Raw genomic sequence first — 15,788 nt, forward strand, 5'->3', positions numbered from 1 at the left:
CTATACCATCACTTTCGCCGCGCTGACAATACCCCCGTAACTTCCTCGATTAATGTGAGGGCGCGCTGCAGTTGTGTGGCCTCCGCCACCTCGGCCGTGAACTGCATCTTGGCAACGCCCTTGCTCGAGAGCGTGCGCACGCCTGTCACGTTGATCTTCTCGCGCGAGAGGATTTCCGAGATATCGCGCAACAGCCCCTGGCGGTCCAGCGCCTCCACGTGGATATCGATCGGGTACACCGAATCGCTGCGCTGGCCCCACTCGGTCTGGATCACCCGCCCCGGCGCGCGTGCGGCGAGCTGCTGGAACGTCGCACAGCTCTGCCGGTGGATCGACACGCCCCGCCCGCGCGTGACAAACCCGACGATCGGGTCCGGCGGCGCGGGCTTGCAGCAGCGCGACATCTGCGTGAGCAGCGAATCCACGCCAACAACGAGCACCCCGCTCTTGGCGCCGCGCGCGACGCTGGTGGCCTTGCTCTTCTTGGTGATCGACGCCTCATCGTCCACCGGCAGAGGCGGCGGCGCGCCGTCGGAGCGCAGGACGGCCTCGACGCGGCGCAGGCTCAGCTCGTCCTTGGCGACAACGGCGTACAGGTCATCCGGCGACTTGAAGCCGAGCTTGGCCGCGAGGTCCTCCAGGTTGACCGCCGTCTTGCCTTCGCGCTGGAGCGTCTTGTCGATGAGTGCGCGGCCCTGCGCCAGCGTCTCTTCCAGCTCGAGCGCATTGAACCAGGCGCGCACCTTCGTCTTGGCGCGGCTGCTCACCAGATAGCGCAGCTCGGGGTTGAGCCAGTCACGTGACGGCCCGCCCTGCTTGACGGTGACGATCTCCACCGTCTGCCCGTTCTTGAGCGGCGTGTTCAGCGGCACCATGGCGCCATCGACGCGCGCGCCCCGGCAACGATGGCCCAGATCGCTGTGCAGGTAATACGCAAAGTCGACCGGCGTCGCGCCTTGCGGCAAGGCGATGACGCGGGCCTGCGGCGTCAGCACGTAGATGTGGTCGTCCAGCTCGGTGTGCTTGAGCTGCTCCCACGGAGAGTCTTCATGCGCGACGGTGTGCTCGGCATCATCCTTCCAGGCGAGGAGCTGGCGCAGCCAGGCGATCTTCTCGTCGTAGCGCTCGCTCGCCGAGAACTGGCCGGTGTAGCCCTTGCTGCCGGCCTCCTTGTAACGCCAGTGCGCGGCGACGCCGTACTCCGCAAAGTGATGCATCTCGCGCGTGCGGATCTGTACCTCCAGCGCGCGGCCGTCGTCGCCGATCACGACCGTGTGCAGCGACATGTAGCCGTTGGCCTTCGGGCGCGAGATGTAGTCATCGAACTCCTTCGGGATCGGCTGCCACATGTGGTGCACGAAGCCGAGCACCGTGTAGCACTCCTTGATGTCGTCGACGATCACGCGAAACGCGCGCACGTCGTACAGGTCGGCAAAGTCGAGCTCCTTGCCGCGCATCTTCTTCCAGATGCTGTAGATGTGCTTGGGCCGGCCGCTCACCTCGGCCTGGATGCCGGCGTCGTGCAGTGTCTTCTGCAACTTCGCAATGGCCTCGCCAATGAACTTCTCGCGCTCGATGCGCTTTTCATCGAGCAGCCGCGCGATGCGCTTGTAGGTGTCGGGGTCTTCAAAGCGGAAGCCGAGGTCTTCGAGCTCCCACTTGAGTTGCCAGATGCCGAGGCGGTTGGCCAGCGGCGCGTAGACGTCGAGCGTCTCGCGTGCCATGCCGTCGGGCGCGGGGCGCTTGTTCTGCGCCAGCCAGCGCAACGACTGCAGCCGCGACGCCAGCCGGATCAGCACCACGCGGATGTCCTGCGCAAACGCGAGCAACATCTTGCGCAGCGCCTCGACCTGCGCCCGGCGCGCTTCGGCTTCATTCTTGCGCGTGATGCTGGCATCGTTGGGACTGGCGACGCCCGCGATTGCGCCGATGCGCAGCAACTGCCGCACATCGTGCACGAGCTTGGCCACCTCGGCGCCGAATGCGGGCTCGAGCGTTTTTTCGCCGTCCACGGCCAGTGTGGGCAACAGGAACAGCGCGGCCGCCTGCAGCGACGGCGTATCGACACGCAGCGCCTCGAGTACGGCAATGGTGCCGCGCGCGTGCGACTCCAGCGGCTCGCCGGTGAGCGTCACATGATCGCCCGCGTTGGCCGCCAGGTATTCGATCGCCCGTGCAACCTGTTCTGCCGCCGAGGTTGCCACCTGCCCGGCCGCCTCGGCCGGCCGGTCGGTCTTGTTCTCCATGATGCGTCCTGCTGTGACGCGACGGGCTCAGGTCTTCTGTGCAGCCGTCACGACGATTTCGATGCGGTACTTCGGGTTGGCCAGCGCGGCCTGCACCGTGGCGCGCGGCGGCGAATTCTTGGAATCGGCGGCGACCCACTGGTCCCACACCTTATTCATCTCGCCAATCTCGGTGATGTCCTTCAGGAAGATCTGGCACATCAGGATGCGTGTCTTGTCGCTGCCATTGGCGGCCAGCACGCGGTCGATGATGGCGAGCACCTCGGCCGTCTGCTCAGCGATGCCGGCGTCCAGCGTGGTCTCCGGCACCTGGCCGGCCACATAGACGACGCCGTTGAAAACCGCGGCGTCGGAATAGCGATGCTCGACGTTGTAACGCTTCAGTTCAGTGCTCATCTTGCAAATCGAATCGGGTTCAGACAAACGGTCATTGACCGAGGAAGAACTTGCGGGCGATCGCCACCTGGTCCGGCTGGATGAAGGTGGGCGCATGCCCGACGTCGGGAATCTCCACCGTGTTCACGTGCTTTCCGCGCTGCATCATGGCTTCGACGGTTTCGCGCGTGAGCAGGTCGGACTGCGCGCCGCGCACGACCATCACGTCACCCGGAATCGCCTCGAACAGCTTCCACAGCATGGCCTCGCCGGCGGCGATCATCTCGGGCGTCGTGCTCTTGAACGCCTCGGCCAGGCGCGGATCGTAGTGCAGGATCCATTCGCCGCCCTGTGGCTTGAGAATCGCGGCATTGAGTTCGCGCCATTGCTCCGGCGAGTGCGGCCCGAACGACGCGCTGATGGTCTTCAGATACGCCAGCCCTTCGTCGAACGTCTTGAAGCGGACGTTCAGACCAAGGTAGTCGCCAATGCGCGCCAACGACGACTCGGTCACACGCGGCCCCACATCGTTCAGAAGCAGCTTGCGGATCGGCGAGTTCGGCAGGCCCGCGAGGCCCATGCCGATCAGCCCGCCCATCGACGTGCCGAACCAGTCAACCGATTCGACATTGAGCCGCGCCAGCAACGTCACCATGTCGGATACGTACTGCGGCAGCACGTAGCCTTTGGGATCAGCCAGCCAATCGGAACGCCCGCGCCCCACCACGTCGGGGCAGATGACGCGATAGTCGTTGCACAGCGCCCGCGCCAGCACGTCGAAATCGCGGCCGGTGCGCGTCAGGCCGTGCACGCACACCAGCACGCGCGGATTCTGCTGGTCGCCCCACTCGTGATACGCCATCCGGTGCAAGCCAGACGGGCTCAGGCACTGCACGAAAGCAAGGCGCGGCAAAACGGCCATGGACAACTCCTACACATGAACGGCTGGAGAACAAGGCCCGATTGTACGCGGCCCGGCGAGCATGCGGCGGCGCAACAGCGCATGCGGTCGCGGGCAACAAAAAAGCCTCGCCGCGGCGAGGCTTCTTGAACGCACCGGAACGCTTATTGCGCGACCCAGCCGCCATCCATGTTCCAGGCCACGCCGCGCACCTGTTCGGCCGCGTCGCTGCAGAGGAACACCGCCAGCGCGCCGAGCTGGTCGGGCGTGACGAACTCGCCCGAGGGCTGCTTTTCCATCAGCAGCTCCTTCTTGGCCTGCAGCGCAGGGATGCCCTCCTTCTCTGCACGCGCGTCGATCTGCTTCTGCACCAGCGGTGTCAGCACCCAGCCCGGGCAGATCGCGTTGGAGGTGATGCCGGTCTGGGCCGTCTCCAACGCCACCGACTTGGTCAAGCCGACAATGCCGTGCTTGGCCGCCACGTATGCAGACTTCTGCGCCGACGCCACCAGGCCATGCGCCGAAGCGATGTTGATGATGCGCCCCCAGTTCTTGCGCTTCATGCCCGGGATGGCCAGCCGTGTGGTGTGGAACGCCGAGCTCAGGTTGATGGCGATGATGGCGTCCCAGCGCTCGACCGGGAAATCCTCCACGTTGGCCACGTACTGGATGCCGGCGTTGTTGACCAGGATGTCCACGCCGCCGAACTCGGCTTCGGCATAGGCGAACATCGCTTCGATCTCGGCCGGCTTGCTCATGTCGGCGCCGTGATAGCCGATGCGGATGGCGTTCTTGCCTGCAGACGCGATCTGGGCCTTGGGCGCTTCCACATCGCCAAAGCCGTTCATGATGATGTTGGCACCCTGCGCGGCCAGCGCGCAGGCGATGCCCAGGCCGATCCCGCTGGTCGAGCCCGTGACGAGGGCGGTTTTTCCTTGCAGCATCGTGGTCTCCGGATTACAGCAGGTTCACGCCGGTCTTGGCCTGGATCTCTTCGCGCGACACGCCCGGCGCGGTTTCCACCAGGCGCAGGCCCTGCTCCGTCACGTCGATGACGCCCAGGTCCGTAATGATGCGATCGACCACGCCCACGCCGGTCAGCGGCAAGGTGCACTTGGGCAGGATCTTCAGGTCTTCGGTGCCGTCCTTCTTCTTGGCGGTGTGCTCCATTAGCACGATCACGCGCTTGACACCCGCCACGAGGTCCATCGCGCCGCCCATGCCCTTGACCATCTTGCCCGGGATCATCCAGTTGGCGAGATCACCCGTTTCGCTGACCTGCATCGCGCCGAGAATCGACAGATTGATCTTGCCGCCGCGGATCATCGCAAAGCTCTGGTCGCTGCCGAAGATGGCGCTGCCGGGCAGCGTGGTCACGGTCTGCTTGCCGGCGTTGATGAGGTCGGCGTCGACTTCGTCTTCGGTGGGGAACGGACCGATGCCGAGCATGCCGTTTTCGCTCTGCAGCCAGACTTCCTTGTCGCCGGTATGGTTGGCAACCAGCGTCGGGATGCCGATGCCGAGGTTCACGTAGAAGCCGTCTTGCAGTTCCTGGGCAGCGCGTGCCGCCATTTGGTCTTGGGTCCAGGCCATGTCGGTCTCCTTAGTTGGCTGCGCGGATGGTGCGCTTCTCGATGCGCTTCTCGGGCGTGGCATTCAGCACGATGCGGTGCACGTAGATGCCAGGCAGGTGGATGTCGTCCGGCGCAAGCTCGCCCAATTCCACGATCTTTTCAACTTCGACGATGCAGATCTTGCCGGCCGTGGCCGCAGCGGGGTTGAAGTTGCGTGCGGTCAGGTTGAAGCGCAGATTGCCGGACTTGTCGGCCACGGCCGCCTTGACCAGCGACACATCCGGCACGAGCGAGCGCTCCATGACGTAGGTCTCGCCGTCGAACTCGCGCAGCTCCTTGCCCTCGGCCACGATCGTGCCGACACCGGTCTTGGTAAAGAACGCCGGGATGCCCGCACCGCCAGCGCGCAACTTTTCGGCCAGCGTCCCCTGCGGCGTGAATTCGAGCTCGAGTTCACCGGCCAGGTACTGGCGCTCGAACTCCTTGTTCTCGCCCACGTAGGACGAAATCATTTTCTTGATCTGGCGGGTTTCCAGCAGCAGGCCGAGGCCAAAACCATCGACGCCCGCGTTGTTCGAGATGCAGGTCAGATTCTTGACGCCCGAGTCGCGCAGCGCGGCGATCAGCGCTTCCGGAATGCCGCACAGGCCGAAGCCGCCCACGGCGATGGTCTGGCCGTCCTTGACGACGCCCGCGAGCGCCTCATTGGCGCTGGCGAAGATTTTGTTCATGCGTGCTTCTCCTTGGTGGTCCAACACATCCGGCAGGGTTTTGACCGATCGCCCAGTTGGGGTTTGTGCGATGCAGCGCCGGAAAATAGTAACGATACAATCTGGCGAGAATACGCAAGCGTCGCGCGACGCAGCAATACGTACGAATACATATGCCCGCTCTCGACTATCAGACTGCATTCCAGCTTGCCCCGGTGGGCATGGTGATGTCCCGCGAGCGCGTCATGCTCGATGTCAACGACGAGGCCGCGCGCATCTTCGGCCACGCGCGCACGGCGATGATCGGGCAATCGTTTGAGCTGCTCTATCCGACACACGATGAATACGAGCGCACCGGCGCGCGCATCATCCCGGTCATGAACGCGCGCGGCAGCTATTCAGACGAGCGCATCATGAAGCGCGCCAACGGCGAGCTGTTCTGGTGCCACGTCACGGGCCGCGCGCTCGATCGCGCCAAGCCGCTGGGCGAAGGCATCTGGACCTTCGAGGATCTTTCCTCGCACCGCCCCGTCACCGCGGCCCTGACGCCACGCGAACGCGACATCGCCGCGCAGCTGGTGGAAGGGAAAACCAGCAAGCAGATCGGCAAGCAGCTGGAGATCAGCCCGCGCACGGTGGAAATCTACCGCGCGCGCCTGATGAAGAAGTACGCCGCCAACACGTCGCTGGAGCTCGTGCAGCGGCTGATGGGGCACTGAGCGGGCCGCTCAGACCATGCCGTCGTCCGCGTTGATGACGGCGCCGTTGATGAAGTCAGACTGGTCGGACGCCAGCAGCAGAATCAGCCCATCCAGGTCTTCCGGCTTGCCAACGCGCTTGCGCGGCAGCATCTGCACGAGCTTCTGCCCGGCCTCGGTTTCCCAGTGGTGATGGTTGATCTCGGTATCGATATAGCCCGGGCAGATGGCGTTGGTGTTGATGCCGTAGCGGCCCCACTCCAGCGCCATGGCGCGGGTCATGTGGACCACGGCGGCCTTGCTCATGCAGTACACACCGATCTGCGACAGCACCTTCAGCCCCGCCACGGAGGCGATGTTGACGATGCGCGATTGCGGCAGCGGCGAGCCGTTCTTCTCCGCTCCCTTGGCCCGCGCGATCATGCGCTTGGCCGTTTCCTGCGCCACGAAGAAGGCGCCGCGCGTGTTGGTGTCGAAGATGAAATCGAAATCGTCGGGCGTCACGTCCACCATCCGCTGCGTGGTCGAAACGCCCGAATTGTTGACGAGGATGTCGATCGTGCCGGCTTCGGTCTCGGCGTGTGCAATGGCCGCGCGGATACTGTCCGGATCCGTCACGTCCAGGCGGACGACGTGGGCGCTGCCGCCCTTGGATTCGATGTCGGCGCGCAGCTCCTTCAACCGCTCCACGCGGCGCGACGCCAGCACGACCTTGGCGCCGGCTGCGGCTAGCGTGTGCGCAAAGCGCGCTCCCAGGCCACTCGACGCGCCGGTGATCAGCGCAACCTTGCCTTCCAGATTGATCGACAAACCCATGATGCGTGATCCCCGTCTGTTGGTTTGCATGCGCCGGACCTGATGAATCGGCGGGCCGGCAATGTGATTTGCGCGCAGCTTAGCAAAAATCGAACGATCGTTCAGAAATTTCTCTTGCCGCATCCGGGCGCCTCCCGGACAATGCGGAAAATTCTAATGCAGCAATCCGTCATACCAATAAGCAAACGCCCCTAACTGTCCCCAAGCAGCGAAGAGACACCTATGAACCAGCAGCAGCTCCTCGAACAATACGGCCCGCGAGAGTCCATGGAGTATGACGTCGTGATCGTCGGCGGCGGCCCTGCCGGCCTGGCGACCGCGATCCGCATCAAGCAACTGGCCGCCGGGACGGGCAAGGATGTGTCCGTCGTCGTGCTGGAAAAGGGTTCGGAGCCGGGTGCCCACATCCTGTCGGGCGCCGTGATGGACCCACGTGCCATCACCGAACTGCTGCCCAACTGGAAAGCCGATGGCGCCCCGCTGAACCAGCCGGTCACGGGCGACGACGTGCTCTTCCTGAGCGAAACCGACGCCAAGCGTACGCCCGATTGGCTCGTGCCGCGCAACTTCCACAACGATGGCTGCTACGTGATCTCGCTGTCGAACGTGGTCAAGTGGATGGCAACGCAGGCCGAGGCGCTCGGCGTGGAGATCTTCCCCGGCTTTGCCGCCGCTGAAGTCCTGTACGACGACAACGGCGCCGTGCGCGGCGTCGCCACCGGCAACATGGGCATCGGCAAAGACGGCGAGCCGACCGAGAACTTCCAGCTGGGCATGGAGCTGCTCGGCAAGTACACGATCTTCGCCGAGGGCGCGCGCGGTCACCTGGGCCGCCAGCTGCTGGAGAAATTCAAGCTCAACGCCGGCAAAGACCCGCAGACCTTCGCCATCGGCATCAAGGAGCTCTGGGAAATCGACCCGGCCAAGGCCAAGCCCGGCCTCGTCGTCCACACCGCCGGCTGGCCGATCGAAGACGATACCTTCGGCGGCGGCTTCCTGTACCACCTGGAAGACAACAAGGTCACGCTGGGCTTCGTCATCGGCCTTGACTACAAGAACCCGTGGATGAGCCCGTTCGAAGAAATGCAGCGATGGAAGACCCATCCGGCCATCCGCGCGCACATCGAAGGTGGCAAGCGCATCGGGTACGGCGCTCGCGCCATCAACAACGGCACGCCGCAGGCTCTGCCCAAGACGGTATTCCCGGGCGGCGCGCTGGTTGGCTGCGACGCTGGTTACCTGAATGCCGCACGCATCAAGGGCAGCCACGCGGCCATCAAGAGCGGCATGCTCTGCGGCGACGCCGTATTCGAAGCCGTGACCGCCGGCCGTTCGGGCGATGAGCTGTCGGCCTACCCGGCCGCGTTCGAGAAGAGCTGGCTGAAGGAAGAACTCGACCAGTCGCGCAACTTCAAGCTGTGGTTCAAGAAGAGCCCGACGCTGGGCAAGATCATGACCGGCATCGAGCAATGGCTGCTGCCCAAGATCGGCGTCGCCAGCCCGCCGTGGACGCTGCACGGCACGAAGTCGGACAACCAGTCGCTCAAGCCTGCCTCGGAGTGCGAGAAGATCGTGTATCCGAAACCGGACGGCAAGATCACGTTCGACCGCCTGTCGTCGGTGTTCATCTCCAACACCAACCACGAAGAGAACCAGCCCGCGCACCTGACGCTGAAGGACCCGACCGTTCCGACGCGCATCAACCTGCCGGAGTTTGCAGGCCCCGAGCAACGCTACTGCCCGGCTGGCGTGTACGAGTTCGTCAAGAACGACGAAGGCGTGGAGCGCCTGCAGATCAACGCGCAGAACTGCGTGCACTGCAAGACCTGCGACATCAAGGACCCGACGCAGAATATCGTGTGGGTGACGCCGGAAGGCGGTGGCGGCCCGAACTACGTCGGGATGTAAAGAAGGACGCACCAACAAAAAAGACGGCTTCAAGCCGTCTTTTTTGTTGCCCGCGCGGAACGGTTCAAGGCGCCTTCGCGGCAATGGCCGGCGTCTGGACCGACACATCGCCGCATTGCGCGCGATGGCGCAGCGCGTGGTCGATGAGCACCAGCGCCAGCAGCGCTTCGGCGATCGGCGTGGCGCGGATGCCGACGCACGGATCATGGCGGCCGAAGGTCTCGACCACGGCGGGATCGCCTGCCTTGTCGATCGAGCGACGCGGCGTGCGGATGCTCGACGTCGGCTTGATCGCAAGCGATACCGAAATGTCCTGCCCCGTCGAAATCCCGCCGAGGATGCCGCCGGCGTTGTTGCCGACGAAACCGTCCGGCGTCAGCTCGTCACCGTGCTCCGAACCGCGCTGCGCCACGGCATGGAAACCTGCCCCGATCTCGACGCCCTTCACGGCGTTCAGGCCCATCATGGCGTGCGCGATGTCGGCGTCCAGGCGATCGAACAGCGGCTCGCCCCAGCCGACCGGCACGCCGGTCGCCACAACCTCAATGCGCGCGCCGACGGAATCGCCGTCCTTGCGCAGCGCATCCATGTACGTTTCGAGCTCCGGGATGATGTCGGCGTTCGGTGCGAAGAACGGGTTGTTCGGCACCTCGTTCCAGTCGACGAACGGGATCTGGATATCGCCCAGCTGCGACATGAAGCCGTGGATTTCCACGCCAAACTTCTCGCGCATCCACTTCTTGGCCACCGCACCGGCGGCCACCACCGGGGCCGTCAGCCGTGCCGAAGACCGGCCGCCGCCGCGCGGATCGCGGATGCCGTACTTGTGCCAGTAGGTGTAGTCGGCGTGGCCTGGGCGGAAGGTCTCGGCGATGTTGCTGTAGTCCTTGCTGCGCTGGTCGGTGTTGCGGATCAGCAGGCAGATCGGCGTGCCGGTCGTCTTGCCTTCGTACACGCCGGACAGAATTTCGACCACGTCATCTTCCTTGCGCTGGGTGACGTGGCGCGACGTGCCGGGCTTGCGGCGGTCCAGGTCGGGCTGGATGTCTTCTGCGCTGAGCGCCATGCCGGGCGGGCAGCCGTCGATGACGGCGCCGATGGCAGGGCCATGCGACTCGCCGAAGGTAGTGACGGAAAACAGCAGGCCCAGGGTATTGCCAGACATGATCGTGCTCGGAAGAGCGCCGCGGTTGCCGCGGCGCGAAACATCGGAAAACGGATATTGTAAGCCGATCGATCAGCCGCCGATGCCCAGCAGCTCGACCTCGAAGTTCAGCGTGGCGTTGGGCGGAATCGTGCCGGGCACGCCGCGCTCGCCGTAGGCCGTGGCCGCCGGGCACGTCAGCTTGGCCTTGCCGCCCACCTGCATCTTTTGCACGCCTTCGGTCCAGCACGGGATCACGCGGTTCAGGGGAAACGAGATCGGCTGCCCGCGCTTGTAGGAGCTGTCGAACTCCTTGCCGTCGGTCAGCGTGCCTCGGTAGTGCACCTTGACCGTATCGCTGGCCTTGGGCGACGGGCCGGTGCCCTTGGTCAGCGTCTGGACGACCACGCCGGAGGGCAGCGTTTCACTCGACGCGGGCGCGGCAGCCTGCGCTGCAACGGAAGCCAGGGCCAGCGACGAAGCACACATGAGCAGGGAAAGGCGTTTCATGAGCAGATAACGAAAGAGATTGAGGGAGCCGGCAGTGTAGCGAATTGCGCCCCGGCTATCGCCGCTCGCCGCGCAATGCCAGCACGGCTTGCTGCAGGCCTTCCGGCGATACCGCCTGCGCCGGCACCGGTGCGCCAATGCACAGTTCCAGCTTATTGAGGATGCCGCGACGGAATGGGCGCGTCATCGCCGCCCCGCCCTTGCGCGAGAAAAAGCTGCCCCACAGGCCGCGAAGCGCCATGGGCACCACCGGCACCGGCGTGCGTTCCACAATGCGGCGCACGCCTTCCTTGAATGGGTTGATTTCGCCCGTGGCGGTGATCTTGCCCTCGGGGAAAATGCAGACGACCTCGCCTTCGGCCAGCGCTGCCGCAATGCTGTCGTACGCCCGCTGGAGCATCTGCGGATCTTCGTGCTGGGGCGCAATCGGAATCGCCTTGACGGTGCGGAAGAACCACGACAGCACCGGCACCTTGAAGATGCGATGGTCCATCACGAAACGCACGGGCCGGCGGACGAAGGCGCCCACCACCACTGCATCGACGAAACTCACGTGGTTGCACACCAGTAGACACGGCCCTTCATCGGGAATCCGCTCGGCGCCCTCCACCTTCACGCGGTAGACGGTATGGATCAGCAGCCACATCACGAAGCGGATCAGGAACTCCGGCACCAGCGTGTAGATGTAGATCGCCACCACGGCATTCAGGATGCCCGTGACGAGGAACAGCTGCGGAATCGTGAATCCGGCGCGTGTGAGCACCATCGCCAGCACTGCCGAAGCAATCATGAACAGCGCATTGAGGATGTTGTTGGCGGCGATGATGCGGGCGCGGTGCGTCGGCTCGCAGCGGCTCTGGATCAGCGCATACAACGGCACGCTGTAGAAGCCGCCGAACATCGCCAGGAGGAACAGGTCGGCCAGCACGCGCCAGTGGCGGTGGTCCTGCAGGAAGCCGGAAATGCCCGTCAGCACATCGTGCGCAACGAGGGCCTCGGCATGCGAGGCGAAATACAGGTCCACCGCAAACACCGTCATGCCGATGGAGCCGAACGGCACCAGGCCAATCTCGACCGTCCGCCCGGAGAGCTTTTCGCACAGCACCGAGCCCAGGCCGATGCCGACCGAGAACACCGCCAGCAGCAGCGTCACGACGTTCTGGTCGCCACCGAGCACATTGCGCGCAAACGCAAAGAACGATGTCAGGAAAGTCGCCCCGACAAACCACAGCCACGAGATGCCGAGCAGGCTCAGAAACACCGCACGCTGGTTGCTCGCCAGCCTGAGGTTGCGCCAGGTTTCGGAGACCGGGTTCCAGTTGATGCGCAGATCCGGCTGCGAGGCCGGCGACATCGGCACGCCGCGCGCGGTGAGCCAACCCGCCACGGCAATCACCATGCAGGCGATGCCCGTGAGCAGGGGGCCGACCAGCTCGCCGTGGCGCGTGTAGTTGGCGAGTTCACCGCCGCCGATGGTGCCGATGAGGATGGCGACGAAGGTGCCCATCTCGACCAGCCCGTTGCCGCCAACCAGTTCGGCCGATTGCAGATGCTGCGGCAGATACGCGTACTTGACCGGCCCGAACAGCGTCGAATGCACGCCCATCAGGAACGTGCACAGGTACAGCAGTTCGACGTGGCGCAGCGCAAAGCCCGCACACCCGATCGCCATGATGGCGATTTCCAGCGTCTTCACCAGGCGGATCAGCCGCGCCTTGTCCATGCGGTCGGCAATCTGCCCGCTGGTAGCCGACAGCAGCACGAAAGGCGCAATGAAGATGGCTGAAATGAGGAACGCCGCGGAAGCCGGGTCGGCGTTGCCGAACAAGGCGGCGTGGTAGGTCACCAGCGAGGAAAACGCGACCTTGAAGACGTTGTCGTTCATGGCACCCAGGAACTGGGTCCAGAAGAACGGTGCAAAACGACGCTGCTGCAGCAGTGAAAACTGGCTCGATTGGCTCATCGACAGACGATTCGGAGTTCAACAAAAAACCCGCTCGCAACGGCGGGCGGGTTTCAGCGGTGTGCAGTAAAAAGACGGCAGGTCAGTCTTCGTTGGCCTTCTCTTCGGGCCAGTCGCGAATGTACGCCTTGAGCATCCTGTTCTCGAAGCTCTGGTCTTCGAGCACGGCCTTGGCCACATCGTAGAACGAGATCACGCCCATGAGCGTGCGGCTGTCGAGCACCGGCAGGTAGCGCACATGGTGCTCCAGCATGATGCGACGCACTTCGTTGACTTCGGTTTCGGGGGTGCAGGTGACGGGATGGTCGTCCATCACCTTGCGGATGGTGGTGCCGTCGCCGACGGTACCGTTGTTCCTGGCGAGCACCTTGATGATTTCGCGGAAGGTCAGCATGCCGACCAGCTCGCCGTATTCCATGACCACGAGCGAGCCGATGTCTTTCTCGGCCATCGTCTGCACGGCCACCTGGAGTTTGGTTTCCGGTGCCACGGTGTAGAGCGTGTTGCCCTTCACGTGAAGGATGTCGCTGACTTTCATAGTGCGTCTCCCAGGGTATCGGGGTGCCGGTCTGCCGGGGGGGCGACCGCGCGCGGGTTGTGGTTATGGTTGTGTTTCGATCCTAGCCCAAACCGAAGCGCTTCGACAAGCATGCGGCGCAGAAAAAACCTGTCAAAAACCGCGCCCGCTCGGCGTTTGCCCGAGATGCACCGCAACAGGGAGCAGTGCTAGCATGCCCCGTCCAAACCTGCTTCCGCTCCCTTTCGGGGTGCCTCAATCCATGTCCAAAGCCCGCTTCGACACGCTGGCCCTGCACGCTGGTGCCGCGCCCGACCCGGCCACCGGCGCGCGCGCCACGCCCATCCACCTCAGCACGTCGTTCGTGTTCCGCGATAGCGAACACGCGGCGTCATTGTTCAATATGGAACGCGCGGGCCACGTCTACTCGCGCATCTCCAACCCGACCGTGGCCGTGTTCGAGGAGCGCATGGCGGCGCTCGAGAACGGCGTGGGCGCCATCGCCACCGCCTCGGGCCAGGCGGCCCTGCACCTGGCCATCGTCACGCTGATGGGTGCGGGTTCGCATATCGTGGCCTCGTCCGCGCTGTACGGCGGCTCGCACAACCTGCTGCATTACACGCTGCGCCGCTTCGGCATCGAGACGACCTTCGTCAAGCCTGGCGACATCGACGGCTGGCGCGCCGCCATCCGGCCGAACACGCGGCTGCTGTTTGGCGAGACGCTCGGCAACCCGAGGCTCGATGTGCTCGACATCCCGACCATTGCCTCCATTGCGCATGACGCGGGTGTGCCGCTGCTCGTCGATTCGACGTTCACCACGCCGTGGCTGCTGCAGCCCTTCGCACACGGAGCCGACCTCGTCTACCACTCGGCGACCAAGTTCCTCGGCGGCCATGGCACGACCATCGGCGGCGTGCTGGTGGATGGCGGGACCTTCGACTACGTTGCGGCCGGCAAGCATCCCGAACTGACCGAGCGGTACGCGGGCTTTCACGACATGGTCTTCGCCGAGGAAAGCACCGTCGCGCCTTTCCTGCTGCGCGCCCGCCGCGAGGGCCTGCGGGATTTCGGTGCCTGCATGAACCCGATGGCGGCCTGGCAGCTGCTCCAGGGCATTGAAACGCTGCCGTTGCGCATGGCCCGGCACGTGGAGAACACACGCCGCGTGGCCGCCTTCCTGGCGAGCCATCCGATGGTGGCGTCGGTCGCCTACCCGGAGCTCGAATCGCACCCCGACCATGCGCTCGCCAAGCGCCTGCTGCCGCGCGGCAGCGGCGCCGTCTTCAGCTTCGATCTCAAGGGAGACCGGCGTGCGGGCCAGCAGTTCATCGAATCGCTGGGCCTGTTCTCGCACCTGGCCAACGTGGGCGATGCGCGGTCGCTGGTGATTCATCCGGCGTCGACCACGCATTTCCGCATGGACGCAAATGCGTTGGCCGGGGCCGGCATCAGCGAGGGCACGATCCGGCTGTCGATCGGCCTGGAAGATGCCGACGACCTGATCGACGACCTCAAGCGCGGTCTCAAGGCCGCCGAGCGCGCGATGTCCGCCGCGCCCGGCAAGGCCGCGTCCACCACGACCGGAGCCCGCTGATGGAATTCACCGTACAAGGCCAGCGTGCCTACGCCTACACCGGCGGCAAGCCGTTCAACGCCGAACTGCCCTGCGTGGTGTTCGTGCATGGTGCGCAGAACGATCATTCCGTCTGGGGACTGCAGACGCGCTGGTTTGCGCACCACGGCTTCAGCGTGCTGGCGGTGGACCTGCCAGGCCACGGGCGTAGCACCGGCGCCCCGCTGCAGACGGTGGAGGCCATGGCCGACTGGGTAATGGCCGTCGTGCAGGCAGCCGGCGTCACGCAGCCCGTGATCGTGGTCGGGCACAGCATGGGCTCGCTGATTGCGCTGGAGTGCGCTGCGCGATACGCCGATCGCGTGCGCCGTATTGCGCTGGTGGCCACGGCATGGCCGATGAAGGTGTCGGATGCGCTGCTGGACGCGGCGCGCAACAACACCGCGAGCGCCATCGACATGGTGAATGCCTGGTCGCATTCCAGCCTGGCCAACAAGCCGTCTGCGCCGGGGCCGGGTTTCTGGATGCATGGCGGCAGCCAGCGGCTGATGGAGCGCGTCGCCCGCGGCTCCGAGGCACCGGTCTTCTACACGGATTTCGCCGCCTGCAACGCTTATGCGCGTGGCGCGGAAGCCATGGCCGCAGTGAAGTGCCCTTCCCTCGTGATCGTCGGCGAAAAAGACCAGATGACGCCCGCGAAGGCCGGCCGCCAGGTCGCCGCGGGCCTGCCTGGGAGCCGCGTGGTAGGGCTGCCCGGCGGGCACGCGATCATGGGAGAATGCCCTGACGGCACACTCGACGCGCTGATCGCCTTTGCGCGCGAACGAGACGCCGTCGCCGCGTAGCCCCG

At 64.9% G+C, this 15,788-nt stretch carries 15 protein-coding genes; 4 read left to right on the forward strand and 11 right to left on the reverse strand.

The features are described from left to right. Positions 1-8 precede the first annotated feature (8 nt). From TK49_RS12515 to TK49_RS12540, 6 genes are all read right to left on the reverse strand, one after another. Positions 9-2,246, reverse strand: coding sequence for a RelA/SpoT family protein (locus TK49_RS12515; RefSeq protein WP_045786992.1), 2,238 nt, complete (start codon positions 2,244-2,246; stop codon positions 9-11). Between the two features lie 27 nt (positions 2,247-2,273). Beyond that, positions 2,274-2,642, reverse strand: coding sequence for a RidA family protein (locus TK49_RS12520; protein ID WP_045786993.1), 369 nt, complete (start codon positions 2,640-2,642; stop codon positions 2,274-2,276). A gap of 31 nt (positions 2,643-2,673) precedes the next feature. Continuing rightward, entirely contained in the window at positions 2,674-3,543 is an 870-nt protein-coding gene (locus tag TK49_RS12525; protein WP_045786994.1) for an alpha/beta fold hydrolase, read from the reverse strand. 143 nt (positions 3,544-3,686) lie between these two features. Beyond that, the gene (locus tag TK49_RS12530; RefSeq protein ID WP_045786995.1) at positions 3,687-4,466 is read right to left on the reverse strand and encodes a 3-hydroxybutyrate dehydrogenase; all 780 of its coding nucleotides are present in this window, start codon (positions 4,464-4,466) and stop codon (positions 3,687-3,689) included. A 13-nt stretch (positions 4,467-4,479) separates the two neighbouring features. Next, entirely contained in the window at positions 4,480-5,115 is a 636-nt protein-coding gene (locus TK49_RS12535) for a 3-oxoacid CoA-transferase subunit B (protein ID WP_045786996.1), read from the reverse strand. A 10-nt stretch (positions 5,116-5,125) separates the two neighbouring features. Further along, positions 5,126-5,827 (reverse strand): CoA transferase subunit A, encoded by a 702-nt coding sequence (locus TK49_RS12540; RefSeq protein WP_045786997.1) that lies wholly within the window; start codon positions 5,825-5,827, stop codon positions 5,126-5,128. Positions 5,828-5,979: 152 nt separating this feature from the next. Between TK49_RS12540 and TK49_RS12545 the strand changes: the two genes are divergently transcribed. Then, positions 5,980-6,525 carry a LuxR C-terminal-related transcriptional regulator gene (locus TK49_RS12545; RefSeq protein ID WP_045786998.1) on the forward strand — a complete coding sequence of 182 codons (546 nt, stop codon included), beginning with the start codon at positions 5,980-5,982 and terminating at the stop codon, positions 6,523-6,525. Between the two features lie 9 nt (positions 6,526-6,534). Here the strand turns inward: TK49_RS12545 and TK49_RS12550 are convergent, their stop codons facing one another. Further along, on the reverse strand, positions 6,535-7,320 hold the full coding sequence (locus tag TK49_RS12550; RefSeq protein ID WP_045787874.1) for an SDR family oxidoreductase: 786 nt from the start codon (positions 7,318-7,320) through the stop codon (positions 6,535-6,537). A gap of 222 nt (positions 7,321-7,542) precedes the next feature. Between TK49_RS12550 and TK49_RS12555 the strand changes: the two genes are divergently transcribed. Beyond that, positions 7,543-9,228 carry an electron transfer flavoprotein-ubiquinone oxidoreductase gene (locus tag TK49_RS12555; RefSeq protein WP_045786999.1) on the forward strand — a complete coding sequence of 562 codons (1,686 nt, stop codon included), beginning with the start codon at positions 7,543-7,545 and terminating at the stop codon, positions 9,226-9,228. Positions 9,229-9,292: 64 nt separating this feature from the next. Here the strand turns inward: TK49_RS12555 and aroC are convergent, their stop codons facing one another. The 4 genes from aroC to TK49_RS12575 all read right to left on the reverse strand — a co-directional run bounded on the left by aroC (position 9,293) and on the right by TK49_RS12575 (position 13,383). Further along, a complete protein-coding gene (aroC, locus tag TK49_RS12560; protein WP_045787000.1) occupies positions 9,293-10,393 on the reverse strand; it encodes a chorismate synthase in 1,101 nt (366 codons plus the stop codon). Between the two features lie 72 nt (positions 10,394-10,465). Then, the gene (locus TK49_RS12565) at positions 10,466-10,882 is read right to left on the reverse strand and encodes an FKBP-type peptidyl-prolyl cis-trans isomerase (protein WP_045787001.1); all 417 of its coding nucleotides are present in this window, start codon (positions 10,880-10,882) and stop codon (positions 10,466-10,468) included. Between the two features lie 55 nt (positions 10,883-10,937). Then, a complete protein-coding gene (locus TK49_RS12570; RefSeq protein ID WP_045787002.1) occupies positions 10,938-12,845 on the reverse strand; it encodes an MFS transporter in 1,908 nt (635 codons plus the stop codon). An 82-nt stretch (positions 12,846-12,927) separates the two neighbouring features. Then, entirely contained in the window at positions 12,928-13,383 is a 456-nt protein-coding gene (locus TK49_RS12575; protein WP_045787003.1) for a CBS domain-containing protein, read from the reverse strand. 241 nt (positions 13,384-13,624) lie between these two features. On the opposite strand from TK49_RS12575, the gene TK49_RS12580 reads away from it, so the two are divergent. Together TK49_RS12580 and TK49_RS12585 are read left to right on the forward strand one after the other, a co-directional pair. Further along, complete coding sequence (locus tag TK49_RS12580) at positions 13,625-14,959, forward strand: O-acetylhomoserine aminocarboxypropyltransferase (protein ID WP_045787004.1); 1,335 nt, start codon at positions 13,625-13,627, stop codon at positions 14,957-14,959. Further along, the gene (locus tag TK49_RS12585) at positions 14,959-15,783 is read left to right on the forward strand and encodes an alpha/beta fold hydrolase (RefSeq protein WP_045787005.1); all 825 of its coding nucleotides are present in this window, start codon (positions 14,959-14,961) and stop codon (positions 15,781-15,783) included. The genes TK49_RS12580 and TK49_RS12585 overlap by 1 nt, the downstream gene beginning before the upstream one ends. Positions 15,784-15,788 lie beyond the last annotated feature (5 nt).

Origin of the sequence: Ralstonia mannitolilytica (genome assembly GCF_000954135.1) — a bacterium.
In the GTDB taxonomy this organism is placed as follows: Bacteria; Pseudomonadota; Gammaproteobacteria; order Burkholderiales; family Burkholderiaceae; genus Ralstonia; species Ralstonia mannitolilytica.

Coding starts and splice junctions, on each gene's coding strand:
- TK49_RS12515 (WP_045786992.1), bottom strand. CDS start 2,246: ATGGAGAACAAGACCGACCGGCCGGCCGAGGCGGCCGGGCAGGTGGCA.
- TK49_RS12520 (WP_045786993.1), bottom strand. CDS start 2,642: ATGAGCACTGAACTGAAGCGTTACAACGTCGAGCATCGCTATTCCGAC.
- TK49_RS12525 (WP_045786994.1), bottom strand. CDS start 3,543: ATGGCCGTTTTGCCGCGCCTTGCTTTCGTGCAGTGCCTGAGCCCGTCT.
- TK49_RS12530 (WP_045786995.1), bottom strand. CDS start 4,466: ATGCTGCAAGGAAAAACCGCCCTCGTCACGGGCTCGACCAGCGGGATC.
- TK49_RS12535 (WP_045786996.1), bottom strand. CDS start 5,115: ATGGCCTGGACCCAAGACCAAATGGCGGCACGCGCTGCCCAGGAACTG.
- TK49_RS12540 (WP_045786997.1), bottom strand. CDS start 5,827: ATGAACAAAATCTTCGCCAGCGCCAATGAGGCGCTCGCGGGCGTCGTC.
- TK49_RS12545 (WP_045786998.1), top strand. CDS start 5,980: ATGCCCGCTCTCGACTATCAGACTGCATTCCAGCTTGCCCCGGTGGGC.
- TK49_RS12550 (WP_045787874.1), bottom strand. CDS start 7,320: ATGGGTTTGTCGATCAATCTGGAAGGCAAGGTTGCGCTGATCACCGGC.
- TK49_RS12555 (WP_045786999.1), top strand. CDS start 7,543: ATGAACCAGCAGCAGCTCCTCGAACAATACGGCCCGCGAGAGTCCATG.
- aroC (WP_045787000.1), bottom strand. CDS start 10,393: ATGTCTGGCAATACCCTGGGCCTGCTGTTTTCCGTCACTACCTTCGGC.
- TK49_RS12565 (WP_045787001.1), bottom strand. CDS start 10,882: ATGAAACGCCTTTCCCTGCTCATGTGTGCTTCGTCGCTGGCCCTGGCT.
- TK49_RS12570 (WP_045787002.1), bottom strand. CDS start 12,845: ATGAGCCAATCGAGCCAGTTTTCACTGCTGCAGCAGCGTCGTTTTGCA.
- TK49_RS12575 (WP_045787003.1), bottom strand. CDS start 13,383: ATGAAAGTCAGCGACATCCTTCACGTGAAGGGCAACACGCTCTACACC.
- TK49_RS12580 (WP_045787004.1), top strand. CDS start 13,625: ATGTCCAAAGCCCGCTTCGACACGCTGGCCCTGCACGCTGGTGCCGCG.
- TK49_RS12585 (WP_045787005.1), top strand. CDS start 14,959: ATGGAATTCACCGTACAAGGCCAGCGTGCCTACGCCTACACCGGCGGC.